Below are 18,305 nucleotides of genomic sequence, written 5' to 3' on the forward strand. Positions count from 1 at the left end.
CTATTATGAAAAAATATATTAATAAATTATTCGTATTAGGCAGTTTGCTTTTTTTAGCAACTTCCTGCGAAACCGAAGGACAATTAACAACCTTAGCGACTGTCACTTTCCCTTCAGCAATTGAAGCTTCATCGAGTACAATAGTTCTTAAAGAAGATGTTTCAGATCAACCGGCTTTGCTTGTTTCATGGCCAAAGGTAACCTATCCTATTAGTGCGCCTGTGAGTTATGCCATACAGTTTGATTTGACCACAGACATTAAAGGAAGTGAAGCGTGGCAGAAAGCCAAAAGAATTGATGCAGGACAAGATGTTTTGAGCAAATCATTTACAGGTGCCGAATTAAATAAAATTGCCACAGATTTAGGGCTTAAACCTGATGTAGCTGGCGAATTAGTAATTCGTGTAGAATCTACTATGGACCATAGAATTTATTCAGATCCTATCGTAATAACAGTTACGCCTTACCTTAAAACGGTTGTTATGGGCGAAATCTATATGCCGGGAAGTTATCAGGGATGGACTGTGGAAACTGCTGCTGCATTAAATGAAATTCAATTGGGAGTCTATCAAGGTTATATGACTTTACCAGAAGGTGCAGGTCCTGGGTTTAAATTAAACAAAGGAAGAAACTGGGCACAATTCTACGGTGCAGGTGATACAAATGCTGATTTAAAAAATATGAGCGACACTGATTTTGTACTTCCTGAAGCAGGTTCTTATCAAATAAAAGTAAATTTAAATACTTTAAAATGGAGTTCTACACCTTATGCATGGGGAATTGTTGGAACTTCTCAAGCCGGAGGATGGGACAACAGCACGCCTATGAGCTACGATCATCAAACCAAAACATGGAAAGTTACAGCCAATTTAACAGCAGGAGCTTTAAAATTTAGGCTAAACAATAGCTGGACTATCAATTATGGACCAGCAGATCCTTCTACAAATACCATTAATTTAGATAATGGAGGTGCTTATGACATTGCCGAAGCTGGAGTTTACGAAGTAACTTTTAAGATTGATGAAAAAGATCCACTAAGTAACGGTTACCCAAAAACTGCAACTTGTACGATAGTTAAAAAATAATCTAACAATGTAATAAAAGCTAGATTAGTTTTGAGTGATACCTGCCTTTTTGAGCGAAAGGCAGGTTATTTTAAACTCTAAATTTTATTACATCCAAATTCAATAATTATGAAATTTAATATAAAATTCGTTTACGGATTAGTACTTGCATTAGCCTTTATGTCATGCAGTTCTTCTGATGATGATAACAAAACACCAGAATCTCCGTATACCCAATTCGGTGCTCCTTTTGATAAAATGCCGAAAAAAGAAGATGCAATTATTTATCAGGTAAATATTCGCGCTTTCAGTCAGGCTGGAACTTTAAAAGGTGTTCAAGAAAGATTGACTCAGATTCAGGAATTGGGCGCCAATGTCATTTACTTAATGCCAATTTACCCTGTTGGAAAAGAAAGAGCCTCTGGCGAATTAGGTTCTCCTTACGCAGTAAAAGATTATAAAGCTGTAAATCCTGATTTTGGAACTTTACAAGATCTTCAGACTTTAGTTGAAGAAGCGCATAAAAAAAATATGGCGGTGGTTTTAGACTGGGTTGCCAATCACACTGCTTGGGATAATGCGTGGATTACACAACACAAAGATTGGTATCAGCAAGATGCAAGCGGCAATATTATCATTCCGCCAGGAACCAATTATAATGATGTGGCTCAGCTAAACTTCGAAAATAATGAAATGAAAGATGCTATGATCGATGCGATGTCTTATTGGGTTTACAATGCCAACATTGACGGTTTCAGATGTGATTATGCTGATTTTGTTCCAAATAATTTCTGGGCTGATGCTATTTCAAAATTGAGAAAAATCAAAAAAAATCAAGAGATTTTAATGTTGGCTGAAGGTTCAAAATTCAATCACTTTGCATCAGGATTTGATTATACTTTTGGTTTTAATTTCTTCTCGACTTTAGAACAGCTTTTCAAAGAAAATAAATCGGCTACAACTATCCAGAGCTCTAATACAACTGAATATGCAAATGTTTACGATCCATCAAACAAAGTTGTTCGCTACACTAGCAATCATGACGTAAACCTTTCTGAAGGAACTCCGTTGGAGCTTTTTGGAGGTAAAAAAGGATCAATTGCAACGTTTGTAGTGGCAGCTTATTTAAAATCAGTTCCAATGATTTACAACGGTCAAGAAATTGGTTACAACAAAAGATTAAATTATTTTGCTAAAACACCTATTGACTGGTCAACGGCCGATAACGAAATGTTTGCTGAATACAAAAAAATCATTGCTTTCAGAAACACCAGTAACGCTATTAAAAGAGGAGAATTTACCGGTTACAGCAGCGATGCCGTAAGTGCTTTTACAATGATAAAAGATGCTGAAAAAGTATTTGTGCTTTCTAATTTAACTGACTCTACTGTAAAACAGCTTATTCCATCAACATTAAAAGGAAACTGGAAAGATGCATTTACAGGTGCTGCAGTAACAGTTGGAACAGATGTAACCTTACAGCCTTTTCAATATTTAGTGTTGAAAAATTAATACCTAAAGCAACTTTAAAATCTAAATTTGCACAAAACTAAATAAACATGAATTTTCAATCCCAAAAATCATTGCTTCAAATGCGTTTGAGCAAAAAAAATGCGCTTTTATTTTTTGTATTTCTAAGTACATTATGGCTTCAGGCACAAGAAATAACTTCGCCAGACAAAAATCTTTCTTTAAAATTTGAATTAAAAGAAGGCGGAATTCCGTCTTACCAATTATCATACAAACAGAAACCAATTATTAAACCCAGCTCATTAGGTTTAGAACTAAAAAATAACGCTTCGTTTATGGATGGTTTTACCATTACAAACACGGCTCAAACTTCTGTTGATGAAAATTGGAATCCGGTTTTAGGGGAAGAAAAAACAATTCGCAATCATTACAACGAATTGGTTGTCACTTTAGCGCAAGCGAAAAACAACAATAGATTTATCCGTCTTCGTTTTCGTTTATTCAACGACGGATTGGGATTTAGATATGAATTTCCTAAACAAAATGACCTGAGTTATTTCGTAATTAAAGAAGAGCGCACCGAATTTAATTTGGCTGGAAATCATAAAATTTTCTGGATTCCAGGGGATTATGATACCAATGAATATGCGTATACGACTTCGAAGATTTCAGAAATTCCTTCGTTGATGAAAAAAGCAACGATCGAAATCAATGCACAGCAGCCCATAAAAGAACTTTCTGTACAAACGCCTTCTATGATGAAATCGGATGATGGTTTGTATATCAATATTCACGAAGCAGGATTAATCAATTATCCGGCAATGTATTTAGAAGTGGATCCGAAAACCAATAAAATGGTAAGTCATTTGGCTCCAGATGCAGTTGGAAACAAAGGTTATATGCAGACTGATGCGCAGACTCCGTGGAGAACGATTGTAGTAAGCGACAAAGCAACCGATATTTTAGCTTCTAAACTAATTCTGAATTTGAATGACCCAACTTCATACAAAGATGTTTCTTGGATTAAACCAGTAAAATACATTGGAATCTGGTGGGAATATTTCGTTGCCGGAAGAAGTACTTGGGCTTTTGGAAAAGAAAACAACGTTAAACTAACGGATGATTTTACGAAGTTAACTCCAAACGGAAAACACGGAGCCACAACAGAACGTGCTAAAGAATACATTGATTTTGCTTCTAAAAATGGTTTTGATGCAATTCTAATTGAAGGTTGGAACATTGGCTGGGAAGACTGGATTGGCAACTGGAAAGAAGAGGTTTTCGATTTCGTAACTCCTTATCCTGATTTTGATGTTAAAGCAGTTCATGCTTACGCTGCCTCCAAAGGCGTAAAAATTATCATGCACCACGAAACTTCAGGATCGGCTACGAATTACGAACGTCGTTTGGATCGTGCTTTTCAATTTATGAATGACAACGGTTATGATGCCGTAAAAACAGGTTACGTAGGACAGATTATTCCACGTGGCGAACATCATGACGGGCAATGGATGGTCAATCATTACATTAACGTTGCGAGACGTGCTGCCGATTATAAAATTATGATTAACAGCCACGAAGCCGTTCGTCCAACGGGATTAAACCGAACTTTTCCAAACTGGATTGCTCAGGAATCAGCGCGCGGTACCGAGTTTGAATCTATGGGAGGATTAGCTCCAGATCACACTACAATTTTGCCTTTTACCCGTTTAATGGGAGGTCCAATGGATTATACACCGGGAATTTTCCAGACCGATCTTTCGTATTACGGAACAGGAAGTTCACAACGAGTAAACACCACTTTAGTAAAACAATTGGCTTATTATGTCACCATGTACAGTCCGTTGCAAATGGCTGCAGATATTCCAGGAAATTATGAGCGTTTTCCAGATGCATTTCAGTTCATCAAAGGTGTGGCGGTAGATTGGGATAACAGTTATATTCTAGAAGCAGAACCTGGAGATTTTGTTACAATTGCCAGAAAAGCAAAAGGCAAAAACGAATGGTTTATTGGCGGAATTACAGATGAAAACGCAAGAACAGCCAACATTTCATTTGATTATTTGCCAGCAGGAAAAAGTTTCGTTGCAACGATTTACGCCGACGCTAAAGAAGCAGACTGGAAACAAAATCCGCAGAAATATACTGTTACTAAAGCTGTTGTAAACTCAAAAACAAAATTGAAGCAGTATTTAGCTCCTGGAGGAGGAGTTGCCATCAGCATCAAAGAAGGAACTGCTTCAGATTTGAAAGGATTGAAAAAATTATAGATTACAGATTACCAAGTTTTTTTTAGCCACGAATTCACGAATTTTTAAAATTAAGATTTTTATATAAATACTTAATTCGTGAATTCGTGGCGGAAAAACTACGCTCATTTCTGAGCAAAATTAAAACTTACTATTGAAAACTATTAACCACAAAATGTTTGTCGAATTTAAATACAATGCGAGTGAGAATGAATTTTAGTTAAGATGCCGACAAGCATGCAAAAAACTATTATTATGAAAATCAACATTACCCCTAGTTTATTTCATTTTACGAAAGCACTATTTTGTTTTCTGTTATTATTTGCAACTTCCCTTTACGCACAAGATCCCGCGCAGTACGGAACACCATTTGCAGGCGTTCCCGATACACGAGATATAAACATGTATCAAGTGCACATTCGTCCGTTTAGTGCCAACGGAAATCTAGCCGGAGTAACCGCCCGTTTAGATAATATCAAAGCACTCGGCACCAATGTCATTTATTTAATGCCGATTTTTCCCCACGGAACCGATTCCCGAAGTTCCCCTTCACCTTATTGCATCAAAGATTTTAAAGCCGTTGGTTCAGAATATGGTTCGCTGGCCGATTTAAGAACTTTAGTTGACGGCGCTCACAGTCGCGGAATGGCCGTTATTTTAGACATAGCTATCAACGGAACTTCATGGGATCATGGCTGGACTGTTTCGCATCCTGAGTATTACAAACGAAGCGGTACAACAATTCAGCAATTAGGAAACTTCTCAGATATTGCAGCGCTCGATCTTAATAATTCAGCAACTAGAAATGCAATCAAAGACGCTATGCGTTACTGGATTTTCGCTGCCAATATTGACGGTTACCGCTGCGATTATGCCAATAATCCGCCTTTAGATTTTTGGTCTGAAGTGAATTCAAATCTTCGAGGCATTGCTTCTCATAATTTATTAATGTTAGCCGAAGGTGACAGACAAGAGAATTTTCAGGTTGGTTTTGATATGAATTATGGCGACCGTTGGTTTCACAGTGGTTTATATGATGTTGCTAACGGCGGACCTGTTTCTCAAAGACTTCAAGATCAAACAACTTACGAATATGCTAAAGCAACCGGAAATCAGCAAATTGTTAGATACACAGGTAATCATGATACGTACACCAATGATGATGGCGTAAGAAGGCCAATTATTCCATTCAAAAGTCACAACGGAATTGTTGCCAATTTCTTAGTTTCGGCCTATATGAAAGGAGTCCCTTTCTTAATGAGCGGACAGGAAATAGATTATGAACCAAAAACCGACTGGCCTTGGCAGAATTTCAAATTCAACTGGTCGCAAAATCCAACCGCTGCCGCCGATTTTGCTAAAATTTTAAATTTCAGAACACAAAGCGCTGCAATCCGTCGTGGTGATTTAACGACTTATGCAAACGATGATATCAGTATTTTCACCAAAACATTAGGTACAGAGAAAGTAATCGTAATGTCGAATTTGAGAAATGCCTCAAAATCGTACGTTATTCCAGCAGCTTTGGCGGGAACTTATGTAAATCCGTATAACAATAATGCTTCGGTGACTTTGACTACGGGGACTACAAGAACTTTTGCAGCTTATGAATATTTAGTTTTAACTAACACCAATGCACCAGTTGTAGCGGTTACAGGAGTTTCTGTTAGTCCGACAACGGCAACTGTTGGTTTAGGAACAACACAGCAATTAAACGCAACAATTGCTCCAGCAAATGCAACCAATCAAAACGTCACTTGGACATCAAGCAATACCGCAGTTGCAACTGTAAACGCTTCTGGATTGGTTACAGCTGTCTCGGCAGGAACAGCCACGATTACGGTAAAAACAGTTGATGGAAACAAAACAGCAACCTCAGCTATAACAGTTTCAACAATTCCCGTTTCTTCTGTAGCGGTTTCTCCAACTTCTGCAACTTTATATGCAGGAAATGCACAACAGCTTTCGGCTACAATTTCACCAACAAATGCAACGAATAAAAATGTTACTTGGTCGTCTAGCAATACTGCTATTGCAACAGTAAATAGTTCTGGTTTGGTGACGGCAGTTACTGCTGGATCAGCAACAATTACGGTAAAAACAGTTGACGGAAACAAAACAGCTTCGACAACAATAACTGTAAACCCGAATAGTAATTTTACTGTTTATTTCTATAAACCATCAAACTGGGGAACTGGAATCAAAATTTATTATTGGAGTGCTTTACCAACAGGAGTTTTAGCAGATGCATCATGGCCGGGCGTAAACATGACTAACGCAGGAAATGGCTGGTACAGTTATACGTTTACAAACGTAACTTCAACGAATTTAATTTTCAATGACGGAACTAACCAAACAGCCGATTTAAGCCGAAACAAAACAGGCTGGTATATGAATGGCGCTTGGTACGATTCTAATCCTGGAACTGGTATTGCGGTTACAAGCGTAAGTTTGAGTCCATCTTCGGCATCACTAAATGTTGGTGGAACGCAACAGCTTACTCCTACTGTTCTTCCTTCAAACGCCACTAATAAATCAGTTACATACAGCTCAAACAATACGGCTGTCGCGACTGTAAATGCTTCAGGTTTAATTACCGCTGTCGCGAATGGAACAGCCACAATTACCGTTACAACTGTGGACGGAAGTAAAACAAGTACTTGCTTAGTATCGGTTACCACAGCTTCTGGTGGAGGAAATTATTACACGATCAAAAACAGATGGACAGGCGCTTATTTATCTGATGCAGGAACAAATGTTGGCTACGGAAGTACCGTTTCTGGAAACAATTACAAATGGCAGAAAATCGCAATTGACGCCACTTATTTTGTATTGAAAAATGTAGCAACAGGTGAATTAATTAATATTGAAGGACAAACTGGATCTGTACAATGTAATATTACTGACACCACTTTCTGGAGTGCACAATGGTCTAGCGATTATATCGACGGAACTTGGACAAGATTGAGAAACAGATGGCAATCTGGAAACATTATTCATGTTGAAAACCAAACAGGATCTGCACAATACGGAAATTCGCAAGACGGCTGGTATAGCGCGCAATGGCAATTGGAACCAACAACTGTTGGAACTTCAAAAATGGCACTTAATGTTGAAGAAGCTCCTGCAGCTGAACCTGTAATTGGCATTTACCCAAATCCTTCTACAGGAAATGAATTTAATATTGTAATACCTGAAATAACAAATGGAGATGCCGAAGTTTTTGTTTCTGATTTGAATGGGAGAACTCTTTTAAACCAAAGACTTTCTTCTTCAGGACAAGTTAATCATCATTTATCTACAGGAATTTATATTGTAAATATCGTTTCTAAAGATTTTAATGTGACTAAAAAGCTGATTGTGAAATAATATTTTTTTTTGCCACGAATTCACGAATTAATTTTCTATAAAATTTTTAAAAAATTCGTGAATTCGTGGCTATTTTTTAAAAAGTATAATTTAGAGCAAATCCAAAATCATTTTCTGCTGTTATATCATTTTTTATAACTGCGGGTTTAAATGCTAATCTTTCATCCACATTAAATTGAGACAATGCGGCATCAATATTCGCATCAATAATATTTAAAACGTAAAAACCGACCATAAACAAAGCAGACAAATCTCTGTTTCTTTGAAACTGTTTTTGCGCCGTAATTAATTGGCTTTCGCTTAACCTCGCCATATAATCAGAATCACTTTTTTTACCTTCAAGTCTGTTTTTGTATTCGTCTCTATACAAATTGTATTTTTTCTGGTTATCTATATACAAATAAGTACTCGTGCCAATTGCACCATACACCAACGGAAGTTTCCAGTATTTTTTATTATAAATCTGTCCCAAACCAGGTAAAACGGCTGAATAAAAAGCGGCTTTTGCAGGACGAAGCGGATCAATCTCAACTGATTTTAAAGTATCGTTTAAAACGATTTTATTTTTATCCTGAGCAAAAATGGATGATAATCCAAAAAGTAAAAAAAGAACAAGAAATTGATTTTGCATAAAGTTAGCTTTGAAAATTTTGATTCAAAGAAAACTTTTTAGTTCTAAGATTTTTCTTAAATGAAAGATAAATAAAACTTAAATTTAAAACTCATTAAAAACCAAACACATATATCTTACACATAAAAATAATACTACAAATTTTGCAATATTCAACTTAAAGATGTTACTTTGCAGAATGAAAACTACAGCGGTAAATAAAGAAGTAATCAAAAAAGCAATTCTCAAAATGAGAGAAGACAAAATTGCGATACGCTCTTTTTTACAAGAAAAAGCTTCTGTCGAAACCTTAACTTCAAAAGGTATCAAACTTGTTAAAACAATATAATAATTATAGTCAATAAATTATAAAAGCCGATATACTTTCGCATATCGGCTTTTTTAGCTTAAAATAATTACAACTTTTACTCCTCAAACAACTCCATCAATTCCAGCGCACGTTTAATTGACTTAACATTTTCAAAAGTCAATAATAAACGTAAACCATTAACGGTTTGTTTTTCTTTCATTTTGCAGAGATTACTATGCTTTTGAACAAAGTTTAAAACATTTCTAAACTTTACAGACTGATAATAATCAGATTGTTGATCGGATACGAAATAACCAATCATTTTGCCTTGTTTCAAAACCAATTTCTCGATTCCGACTTTCGTAGCAATCCATTTTATTCTGATGCTGTTTAATAAAGCTGTTGCTTGTTTTGGCAATGGCCCGAAACGGTCGATTAGTTTTTTCTCGAATTCCTGTAAACCAGCTTCGTCTTTTATGGCACCCAATTCGTTGTATAAAACCAAACGTTCTGAAACGTTATTAATATATTCATCTGGAAACAACAATTCGAAATCGGCATCGATTTGAATGTCTTTTACGTATTCTTTCGTATCGATATCATTTTCTTCAGGATACAAATCTTTGAATTCGTTTTCCTTCAATTCTTCGATCGCTTCGTTCATGATTTTTTGGTACGTATCAAAACCAATTTCATTGATGAAACCACTTTGTTCACCACCTAATAAATCTCCTGCTCCACGAATCTCCAAATCTTTCATCGCAATATTGAAACCGCTTCCTAATTCGCTGAATTGCTCCAACGCTTGGATACGTTTTCTCGCATCTTCAGTCATTGACGAATACGGCGGACAGATAAAGTAACAAAATGCTTTTTTATTGCTTCGTCCTACTCGACCACGCATTTGATGCAAATCTGACAATCCGAAATTATTGGCATTATTAATAAAAATCGTGTTGGCATTCGGAACGTCCAATCCGCTTTCGATGATTGTGGTTGCGACTAGAACATCAAAATCTCCGTTCATAAAACCTAACATCAATTCTTCGAGTTTCGCGCCGTCCATTTGTCCGTGACCGATTCCGACTCTGGCATTTGGAACCAAACGCTGAATCATTCCTGCAACTTCTTTAATATTTTCGATTCGGTTATTAATAAAGAAAACCTGTCCGTTTCTTTGAATTTCATACGAAATCGCATCGCGGATGATTTCTTCATTAAAACCAACCACATTCGTTTCAATCGGATAACGATTTGGCGGAGGCGTTGTAATTACGGATAAATCTCGCGCCGCCATTAAGGAAAACTGCAAAGTTCTCGGAATTGGCGTCGCTGTCAATGTCAACGTATCGACATTTGCAGCAATGGTTTTCAATTTATCTTTTACGTTTACACCAAACTTTTGTTCCTCATCGACAATCAATAAACCAAGATCTTTAAAAACTACATTTTTATTGACCAACTGGTGTGTTCCAATAACAATATCCAGTTTTCCTTCGGCTAAATCTTTTAAAGTCTGTGTTTTTTGTTTTGCAGTCCTAAATCGGTTTAAGTAACCAATTGAAACTGGCATATCTTTTAAACGTTCTGAGAAAGTTCTAAAATGCTGATACGCCAAAATTGTGGTCGGAACTAAAACGGCAACTTGTTTACTATTGTCTACAGCTTTAAAAGCGGCACGAATCGCAACTTCGGTTTTACCAAAACCAACGTCGCCACAAACCAAACGATCCATTGGACGATCGCTTTCCATATCGGCTTTTACTTCTGCCGTTGACTTCATTTGGTCTGGCGTATCTTCGTAAATAAAAGAGCTTTCTAATTCGTTTTGAAGATAACTGTCTGGCGCAAACTGAAAACCTTTTTCTAAACGACGTTTTGCATACAGCTGAATCAAATTGAACGCAATATGTTTAACACGTGCTTTGGTTTTCTGTTTCAGAACCTTCCAAGCATTGGAACCTAATTTATATATTTTCGGAGGTGTTCCGTCTTTTCCGTTGTATTTGGAAATTTTATGCAGCGAGTGAATACTCACATACACAATATCATTATCGGCATAAACCAGTTTTATAGCTTCTTGTGTTTTACCTTCAACTTGAATTTTCTGCAATCCGCCAAACTTCCCGATTCCGTGATCAATATGCGTTACATAATCACCAACAGAAAGTGCGGTTAATTCTTTTAGCGTAATATTTTGCTTTTTAGAGTAACCATTTTTGATATTGAATTTATGGTAACGCTCAAAAATCTGGTGATCCGTATACGCCGTAATCTGATTTTCTTCGTCAATAAATCCCTGATACAAAGGCAGAACAATCGTGTGATATTGTTTTCTAATATTTTCTGAATTTGCTTCGTCTAAACTTTCAAAAATATCATGAAAACGTTTTGCCTGAGTATCATTCGAACAAAACAAATAATTCACACATCCGTTAAAATGATTTTCGCTCAGATTATTCATCAATAAATCAAATTGTTTATTGAAAGAAGGCTGAGGCTGAATATGAAATTCGAATTTTTTGGTCGTTTTATAAACGGGTCTTGAAGCCAATTCGACAACCGAAAAATCTAAAGAACGTTTTATAAAAGATGCCTGATTCAAAAACAATTGTTCTGGCGTGGCATGTTTTATTTCTTTCGAAAGTTTCTCAAAAGCTTCTTCCGCTCTTGCAAATTGTCTGTCTAATTGAGAAAAAAGTCCTTCGGTATTTTGAATAAAAAGAACTGTTTTTTCGGCAATATAATCTAGAAAGCTTTCGCGATTTTCCTGAAATAGTTTATTTTCAACATTCGGAATAATCGTGATTTTTTTATGGGCTTCTACCGATAATTGTGTCTCAACATCGAAAGTTCTGATGCTGTCTACTTCGTTTCCGAAAAACTCAATTCGGTATGGATGATCGTTTGAAAAAGAAAAGACATCGACAATTCCTCCACGAACCGAAAACTCTCCAGGTTCTGTAATGAAATCGACTCTTTTAAATTCGTATTCAAACAAAACTTCGTTGATAAAATCAATTGAAATTTTATCGTTTAAAGCGACTTTTAAAGTGTTTTTATCCAATTCTCTTCTCGTAACCACTTTTTCAAAAAGTGCTTCGGGATACGTGACAATTACAGCTGGTTTTTTTCTAGAATTAATTCTATTTAAAACCTCAGCACGAAGTAAAACATTGGCATTATCGGTTTCATCAATTTGATACGGACGGCGGAAAGATGCAGGATAGAATAATACATCCTGCTCGCCGATCATTTGTTCTAAATCGTTCAGGTAATAAGCCGCTTCTTCTTTGTTGTCTAAAACAATCAGAAAAGGCAGTTCGGTTTTCCTGAAAACAGAACGTATAATAAATGAAACAGCAGATCCTAACAATCCGCTGATGTTCATTTTTACTTGGTTTCCTTCCAGTAAACTTGATGCAATCTGCTGTGCTTTTGGCAGATTGTCGTATGTGGTATATAAGGCATTTTTACTCAACTCTCGGTATATTTGGATCTATTGGCGGTGCCGAACTCGGTATCGCACGTGCTGTATCTAACATTCTAAGGAAATCGGCTTCTCCTTCTTCTTTTGGGATTTTGGCTTTTTCGACAATTTTATCCATTTGTCTTTCTAGCGAAATCAATTCTTTATTAATTTCCTGTATCAAAAAAACCACTTTATCGTCTGGAATTTTACTTAAATGAATAAACAAATCCAACATTTTAATTTTAGTAATTAGAATAGAAATACGGCTTTTTATCTGTGGCTGATTAAACTGTGCAGGAATATTATTGTTCAAAGCCATTGCTTTTTTAGCAATAGCTGTCGATTTTTTTTGAAACGCGCCGATTGTTTTTCTGGGCTTATCGCCGATTTCTTTTATAAACTCACGCCACTCTGTCCATGAATTCAATTGTGATTCTGAAATTTCATTAATCGGTTCGTCTAGAAAAGTCCAGCCTTTATTTATATTATTAAAAATAGCTTCTTTCTTTTTCGCTTCTTTTGCGTTTTCTGCAAGGCGTTTTTCATTTTCATTTTGGCAAGAAAATAACACAGTTGTCAAAAGCAGAAAAAGAGATATTTTGTATTTCATTTATTAAAATGTTAGGCTGCAAAGTTACGAAGTAAATTTACAAATATGAATTCTGATTTTATGCTAAAGATTCTATAAATCAAGGCTATTATTTTTATCCTTTATGACGTGAAATAAGAAGATTTTTTTCGTTTTATTCTTCTTAAAAATGACCTTTTAAACCGAAAATAAAAAGGCACAAAGACACACCCCTCTAAAAGAGAATAATCCAACAAACAAACTTTTTAATTATTGAATTAATAATTTATTATTCAAAAAAACTCACGTAATTGCGAAAACGTTATATTTGTAAATCTAAAAATCATGAAAAAATGAATCCAAAAATATTGATCATTGGCGCTTGCGGTCAGATTGGAACGGAGCTGACCCAAAAGCTTCGTAAAATATACGGAACAGAGAATGTAATCGCTTCCGATATTAGAAAATTAAATACTGATGTTGTTAATTCAGGGCCTTTTGAGGTGGTCAATGCTTTAGATTTTAATCAGATCGAACATTTGGTAGAAGTACATAAAATTACAGATGTGTATCTAATGGCTGCTCTTTTGTCTGCAACGGCTGAAAAAAATCCTGCTTTTGCTTGGGATTTGAATATGAATTCGCTTTTTCATGTTTTAAATTTAGCTAAAGCTAAAAAAATCCAGAAGATTTTCTGGCCTTCAAGTATTGCTGTTTTTGGTCCGACAACTCCAAAAGAAAACACACCGCAATATACTGTAATGGAGCCTTCAACAGTTTACGGAATCAGTAAACAAGCTGGTGAAAGATGGTGCGAATACTACCATAATATTTATGGTGTTGATGTTCGCAGTATTCGTTATCCAGGCTTAATCAGCTGGTCAACTCCTCCAGGCGGCGGAACTACAGATTACGCTGTTGATATTTTCTATAAAGCTATTGCTGATAAAAAATATGAGTGTTTCTTATCTTCTGAAACGAAAATGCCGATGATGTATATGGATGATGCGATTGATGCAACCATCAATATTATGAAAGCACCAGTTGAAGAAATTAAAATACATTCGTCTTACAATTTAGCCGCGATGAGTTTTACTCCAACTGAAATTGCTGCTGAGATCAAAAAACATATTCCAGAATTTGAGATTACTTATAATCCAGATTTCCGTCAGAAAATTGCGGACAGCTGGCCAGCAAGTATTGACGATTCTTCTGCCAGAGAAGACTGGGGATGGAATCATAAATTTGATTTAGAATCTATGACAAAAGATATGATTGAGCATTTGAGTTAAATTGATCTCCAGAACTCAATTAATTTAAACACATAGAATCATAGAATTTTGAATCTTTAAAAAAGACGTTTCACTTTTTATAAACAAACATAGTTTGGCTTTTTAAAAGAAATTGTTCCACATAAAAAAAGTCCCGATTAAAATTTTAATCGGGACTTTTTCATTTTTATAATTTGAAGATTACTTCACTTCAAAAACGTTATTTGTCTGTTTTACATCAGCCATTAATCCGCTTGGATCGATAGTGATTTTTTTGATTGCCGTTTTGGCTTTATCAATCGTAAAACTATAGTTTTGCTGTGCCCAAGCCCAGTCTTCCAAAACTGTTCTTTTTTCGTTCGGATTTGGATTTGGCTTAATGAAATTCATCATTCTCAACGGAATATAGAATGTTTCAGAAGTTCCGTCTGTATAATCTACTTTTAAGTCAATTGGCATTGGCATTCTACCGATTCTTTCTAAAGAAACAGTTGTTTTTCCAGCATTGTCTGCCACGTCTTTAATTCCGTAATCGATCGTATTTGTTGTTTGCGTCCAATCAATTAAATACCAATCTAATTCAGCACCAGAAACTCTTTCAGCTGTTCTTTTGATATCGTTTGGAGTTGGATGCTTGAATTTAAAATCGTTGAAATATCTGTGTAAAGTTGCATCAACGTTTGCTTTTCCGATTACATATTCTAACTGAGAAAGGAAAAGACTTCCTTTTACATAAGAAGAAATACTGTACGGACGGTTCTCATCGTAACGATCTCCGTGCGTTGTCTGAGGCTGTTCTTTACCAGAATTTACTAAGCTGTAATACGCTTTGTAATTCCCAACAAAAGGATTCACTTCTTTTTTGTCTCCTTTTAATTCATTCAAAGCACTGTCTTCAATGTAAGTCGTAAAACCTTCGTCCATCCAAGGGTGTTTCGATTCGTTTGAAGCCAAAATATGTTGGAACCAAGAGTGTCCTAATTCGTGCGTTGCAGTACCTAGAATTCCTTCCAAAGTTCCATTTCCTAACATTAAAGTACACATTGCATACTCCATTCCGCCATCTCCACCTTGAATAAATGAATATTGTTTGTACGGATATGCTCCAACTCTTTGGTTGTAATATTCCATTACTTTCACCATTAACGGCTCTAACTGTTTCCAGTTTGCAGTCGTTTTTTCGTTGTTTTTGTAGAAGAAATGCAAATCTACATCGTTTGGTCCTTTTACAATATCATGCGTATATTCTTTGTCTGCAGCCCATGTAAAATCGTGAACGTTTGGCGCAATAAAATGCCATGTTAACGTTTTTGCTTTTTTAGGATAAGTAACCGTTACACCTGCATCTTGGTAACCGTGTCCGATAGAATTTTTGTCTTGCAAATATCCTGAACCTCCAATTGTATAATCTTTATCGATGGTAATTTTTACATCAAAATTACCCCAAACACCGTGAAATTCTCTCGCAATGTACGGATCTGCGTGCCATCCTTCGAAATCAAATTCAGCTAATTTTGGATACCATTGAGACATAGAAAGCTCTACTCCTTCAGAATTGTTTCTTCCAGAACGACGAATCTGAACCGGAACCTGTCCGTCAAAGTCTAATGTAAAAGTCGTTTTAGAATTTGGCAGAATTGGTTTTGCCAAAGTCACTTCTAAGATTGTTCCTGAAACTCTTGTTTGAGCCACAACGCCATCTTGTTTGAAGTTTGTAATTTTTAAATAACCAATTTCGTTTGGTTTTAAAGTTTCAATACGGCTTTGTTTTACTTCTTTTCCGTCTGCTCCTTTTACTTTATTAACCATTCTTCCGTCTGGATCTTTAATAAAATGAAGGCGTGCATCCATTTCGCTTCCTGGCTGAAAAGCATTTGGAAACAAATGATAAAATACTTTTTTTAGAGTATCAGAAGAGTTGTTGGTATAAACCAGCTCTTGTTTTCCTTTGTACTGATAGTTTTTTACATCCATCGAAACTTCCATTTTATAGTCAGCGTGCTGCTGCCAATATGGGGCGCTTTGCGCGAAAGCCGAGTTAAAACCTAAGCTTAGGAAAGAAAGTAAAATAATTTTTCGCATGTTTATATGTAATAGAAAATGGAAGAGCGCGAACTCTTCCATTGGATTAATCGTTTAATGTTGTTTATTTTTTAGACATCTTTTCAGCCATTAATAAAGCATTGTAAGCATTTACCATCTTCGCTGTTTTTGATGATTCTACAGAAGAAACGGCAGCTGGTTTCTCTCCCGGATTTTCGCTTTTACCTAAAACAACTGTTGAAGGAAGTGCTACACCAGAATCCATCAAAATCTTTTTAACCTGTGCGGCTTTTAATTTTGGATAGTAAGAGCGAATCAAAGCCGCTACACCCGCAGCATTTGGAGATGCCATTGATGTTCCTTGTAAATATTTGTATTTGTTGTTTGGAACTGTTGCATAAATTTCTTCACCTGGAGCAAAAACGTCTACGTTTATTTTTCCGAAGTTTGAAAATGAAGCTACAACTGTTTCTCCATACGATTTATTAATCGCTCCAATGGTGATTAAATTATCTGCAAATTCTTTTACGTTGTCTTGAGAATCGTTTGGATAATTGATGTTTTTTGTTTCGTCAATATTGTAACCGTCGTTTCCAGCTGCGTGAACAATTAAAACGTCTTTTTTAGCTGCATATTTAATCGCATCATAAACCCAGTCTTTGTGCGGAGAAAAGCTTTTTCCAAAACTTCCGTTGATTACTTTTGCTCCATTGTCTACGGCGTAACGAATTGCCAGAGCAATATCTTTATCATACTCGTCTCCATCTGGAACGGCTCTTACAGTTAAAATTTCTACGTTATTTGCTACTCCGTCTCCACCTAAATTATTCCCTCTAACTTGAGCAATAATTCCAGCAACGTGAGTTCCGTGTAATGCTTTTTCTTTATCTGGACCAAATACTACGTTATTTCCATATTTAGTACCTTTAATATCGTCTGGATTATCTCCTACGATTTTTCTTCCGTCAAAATCTTTATTTAAGTTGTATTTTAACTGCTCTTCAACCTCATCGCTATACTCTTTTAATTCTTCTTCTGGATTAAAAGTTGGCCCAGCATTTGTAAAAATCTGAGTCATAACCGCCTTACTTCTTGCTACTTTTGGATCTGTAGAAGTAATTGTGCTTAAATCTTCGATTTTATAATCTGTCTTGTTAAGCTCTTTTTTTATGGTGTTATGAACTTCCATTAAAAAATCTGCTTGCTGTTTATCTTGAAGCGCTTCTTCGTATTTCTCTGTAAATTGTGCTAGAGCAGCTTTATATTCAGCAGAACCGTCATCGGCTTTTTTTACGATACGAGTCATTTCCAGATTTTCGTGAACAGCATCTCCAAGGAAATTCCATCCGTGAACATCATCAATAAATCCATTTTTGTCATCGTCGATTCCGTTTCCTGGAATTTCTTTTGCATTAGTCCAGATCATTCCCTGAAGATCTTCATGCTCGATATCTACACCAGAATCTACAATTCCTACGATTACTTTTACGCCTTTTTTACCTTGCAATAATTCAGCGTAAGCTTTATCAACGCTCATTCCCGGAATTGAATCTTTTATTAGATCAAGATGACTCCATCTTTTTAATTCATTTTCGCTAAGGGGAGCTTTTTTTACAACTGCTGCAGGAGCTTTGATAAACTCTTTTGAAGTGGAAACCTGCGCTTGAACTGTAGCACTACATCCTGCTAAAACAAGCAATGCAAAAGCAGATAATTTGAGGGGTTTTATATGATTCATTTATGTGTGATATTTAAGTAAAGTTAAAAGATGGGTCTAAATTATGCTTTTTTGTTACAAAAAACTAACTGTTAACACTGTGTTATGAAATTTTGATGTAAAATGCTTAAACTATAATATTTACAAACATTAAAATGCAAA

At 35.8% G+C, this 18,305-nt stretch carries 11 protein-coding genes; 6 read left to right on the forward strand and 5 right to left on the reverse strand.

Annotation, left to right across the window (positions count from 1 at the left end):
* The first annotated feature begins 5 nt into the window (after positions 1 to 5).
* The 4 genes from ACWA1F_RS02405 to ACWA1F_RS02420 all read left to right on the forward strand — a co-directional run bounded on the left by ACWA1F_RS02405 (position 6) and on the right by ACWA1F_RS02420 (position 8,152).
* The gene (locus tag ACWA1F_RS02405; RefSeq protein ID WP_456891304.1) at positions 6 to 1,085 is read left to right on the forward strand and encodes a SusE domain-containing protein; all 1,080 of its coding nucleotides are present in this window, start codon (positions 6 to 8) and stop codon (positions 1,083 to 1,085) included.
* A 108-nt stretch (positions 1,086 to 1,193) separates the two neighbouring features.
* The gene (locus ACWA1F_RS02410) at positions 1,194 to 2,576 is read left to right on the forward strand and encodes an alpha-amylase family glycosyl hydrolase (protein WP_456891306.1); all 1,383 of its coding nucleotides are present in this window, start codon (positions 1,194 to 1,196) and stop codon (positions 2,574 to 2,576) included.
* Positions 2,577 to 2,656: 80 nt separating this feature from the next.
* Complete coding sequence (locus tag ACWA1F_RS02415; protein WP_456891812.1) at positions 2,657 to 4,804, forward strand: glycoside hydrolase family 97 protein; 2,148 nt, start codon at positions 2,657 to 2,659, stop codon at positions 4,802 to 4,804.
* Between the two features lie 234 nt (positions 4,805 to 5,038).
* A complete protein-coding gene (locus ACWA1F_RS02420; RefSeq protein ID WP_456891308.1) occupies positions 5,039 to 8,152 on the forward strand; it encodes an Ig-like domain-containing protein in 3,114 nt (1,037 codons plus the stop codon).
* Between the two features lie 76 nt (positions 8,153 to 8,228).
* Here ACWA1F_RS02420 and ACWA1F_RS02425 read toward each other — a convergent pair whose 3' ends face one another.
* On the reverse strand, positions 8,229 to 8,783 hold the full coding sequence (locus ACWA1F_RS02425; RefSeq protein ID WP_456891310.1) for a DUF5683 domain-containing protein: 555 nt from the start codon (positions 8,781 to 8,783) through the stop codon (positions 8,229 to 8,231).
* A gap of 178 nt (positions 8,784 to 8,961) precedes the next feature.
* Here ACWA1F_RS02425 and ACWA1F_RS02430 point away from each other — a divergent pair, with 178 nt between their 5' ends.
* Positions 8,962 to 9,111 carry a hypothetical protein gene (locus ACWA1F_RS02430; protein WP_456891312.1) on the forward strand — a complete coding sequence of 50 codons (150 nt, stop codon included), beginning with the start codon at positions 8,962 to 8,964 and terminating at the stop codon, positions 9,109 to 9,111.
* A 76-nt stretch (positions 9,112 to 9,187) separates the two neighbouring features.
* On the opposite strand, the gene mfd is transcribed toward ACWA1F_RS02430, so the two are convergent.
* Complete coding sequence (gene mfd / locus ACWA1F_RS02435) at positions 9,188 to 12,553, reverse strand: transcription-repair coupling factor (RefSeq protein WP_456891314.1); 3,366 nt, start codon at positions 12,551 to 12,553, stop codon at positions 9,188 to 9,190.
* Positions 12,546 to 13,154, reverse strand: coding sequence for a hypothetical protein (locus tag ACWA1F_RS02440; RefSeq protein WP_306154519.1), 609 nt, complete (start codon positions 13,152 to 13,154; stop codon positions 12,546 to 12,548). Before ACWA1F_RS02440 ends, mfd begins: the two co-directional genes overlap by 8 nt.
* A 311-nt stretch (positions 13,155 to 13,465) precedes the next feature.
* On the opposite strand from ACWA1F_RS02440, the gene ACWA1F_RS02445 reads away from it, so the two are divergent.
* Positions 13,466 to 14,404 (forward strand): L-threonine 3-dehydrogenase, encoded by a 939-nt coding sequence (locus tag ACWA1F_RS02445; RefSeq protein WP_306154517.1) that lies wholly within the window; start codon positions 13,466 to 13,468, stop codon positions 14,402 to 14,404.
* A 180-nt stretch (positions 14,405 to 14,584) separates the two neighbouring features.
* Here the strand turns inward: ACWA1F_RS02445 and ACWA1F_RS02450 are convergent, their stop codons facing one another.
* Positions 14,585 to 16,465, reverse strand: a complete 1,881-nt coding sequence (locus ACWA1F_RS02450) for a M1 family metallopeptidase (protein WP_456891317.1) — start codon at positions 16,463 to 16,465, stop codon at positions 14,585 to 14,587.
* A gap of 64 nt (positions 16,466 to 16,529) precedes the next feature.
* The gene (locus tag ACWA1F_RS02455) at positions 16,530 to 18,164 is read right to left on the reverse strand and encodes a S8 family peptidase (RefSeq protein ID WP_456891319.1); all 1,635 of its coding nucleotides are present in this window, start codon (positions 18,162 to 18,164) and stop codon (positions 16,530 to 16,532) included.
* Positions 18,165 to 18,305: the final 141 nt, after the last annotated feature.

The sequence above is a fragment of the Flavobacterium erigeronis genome (genome assembly GCF_054075165.1).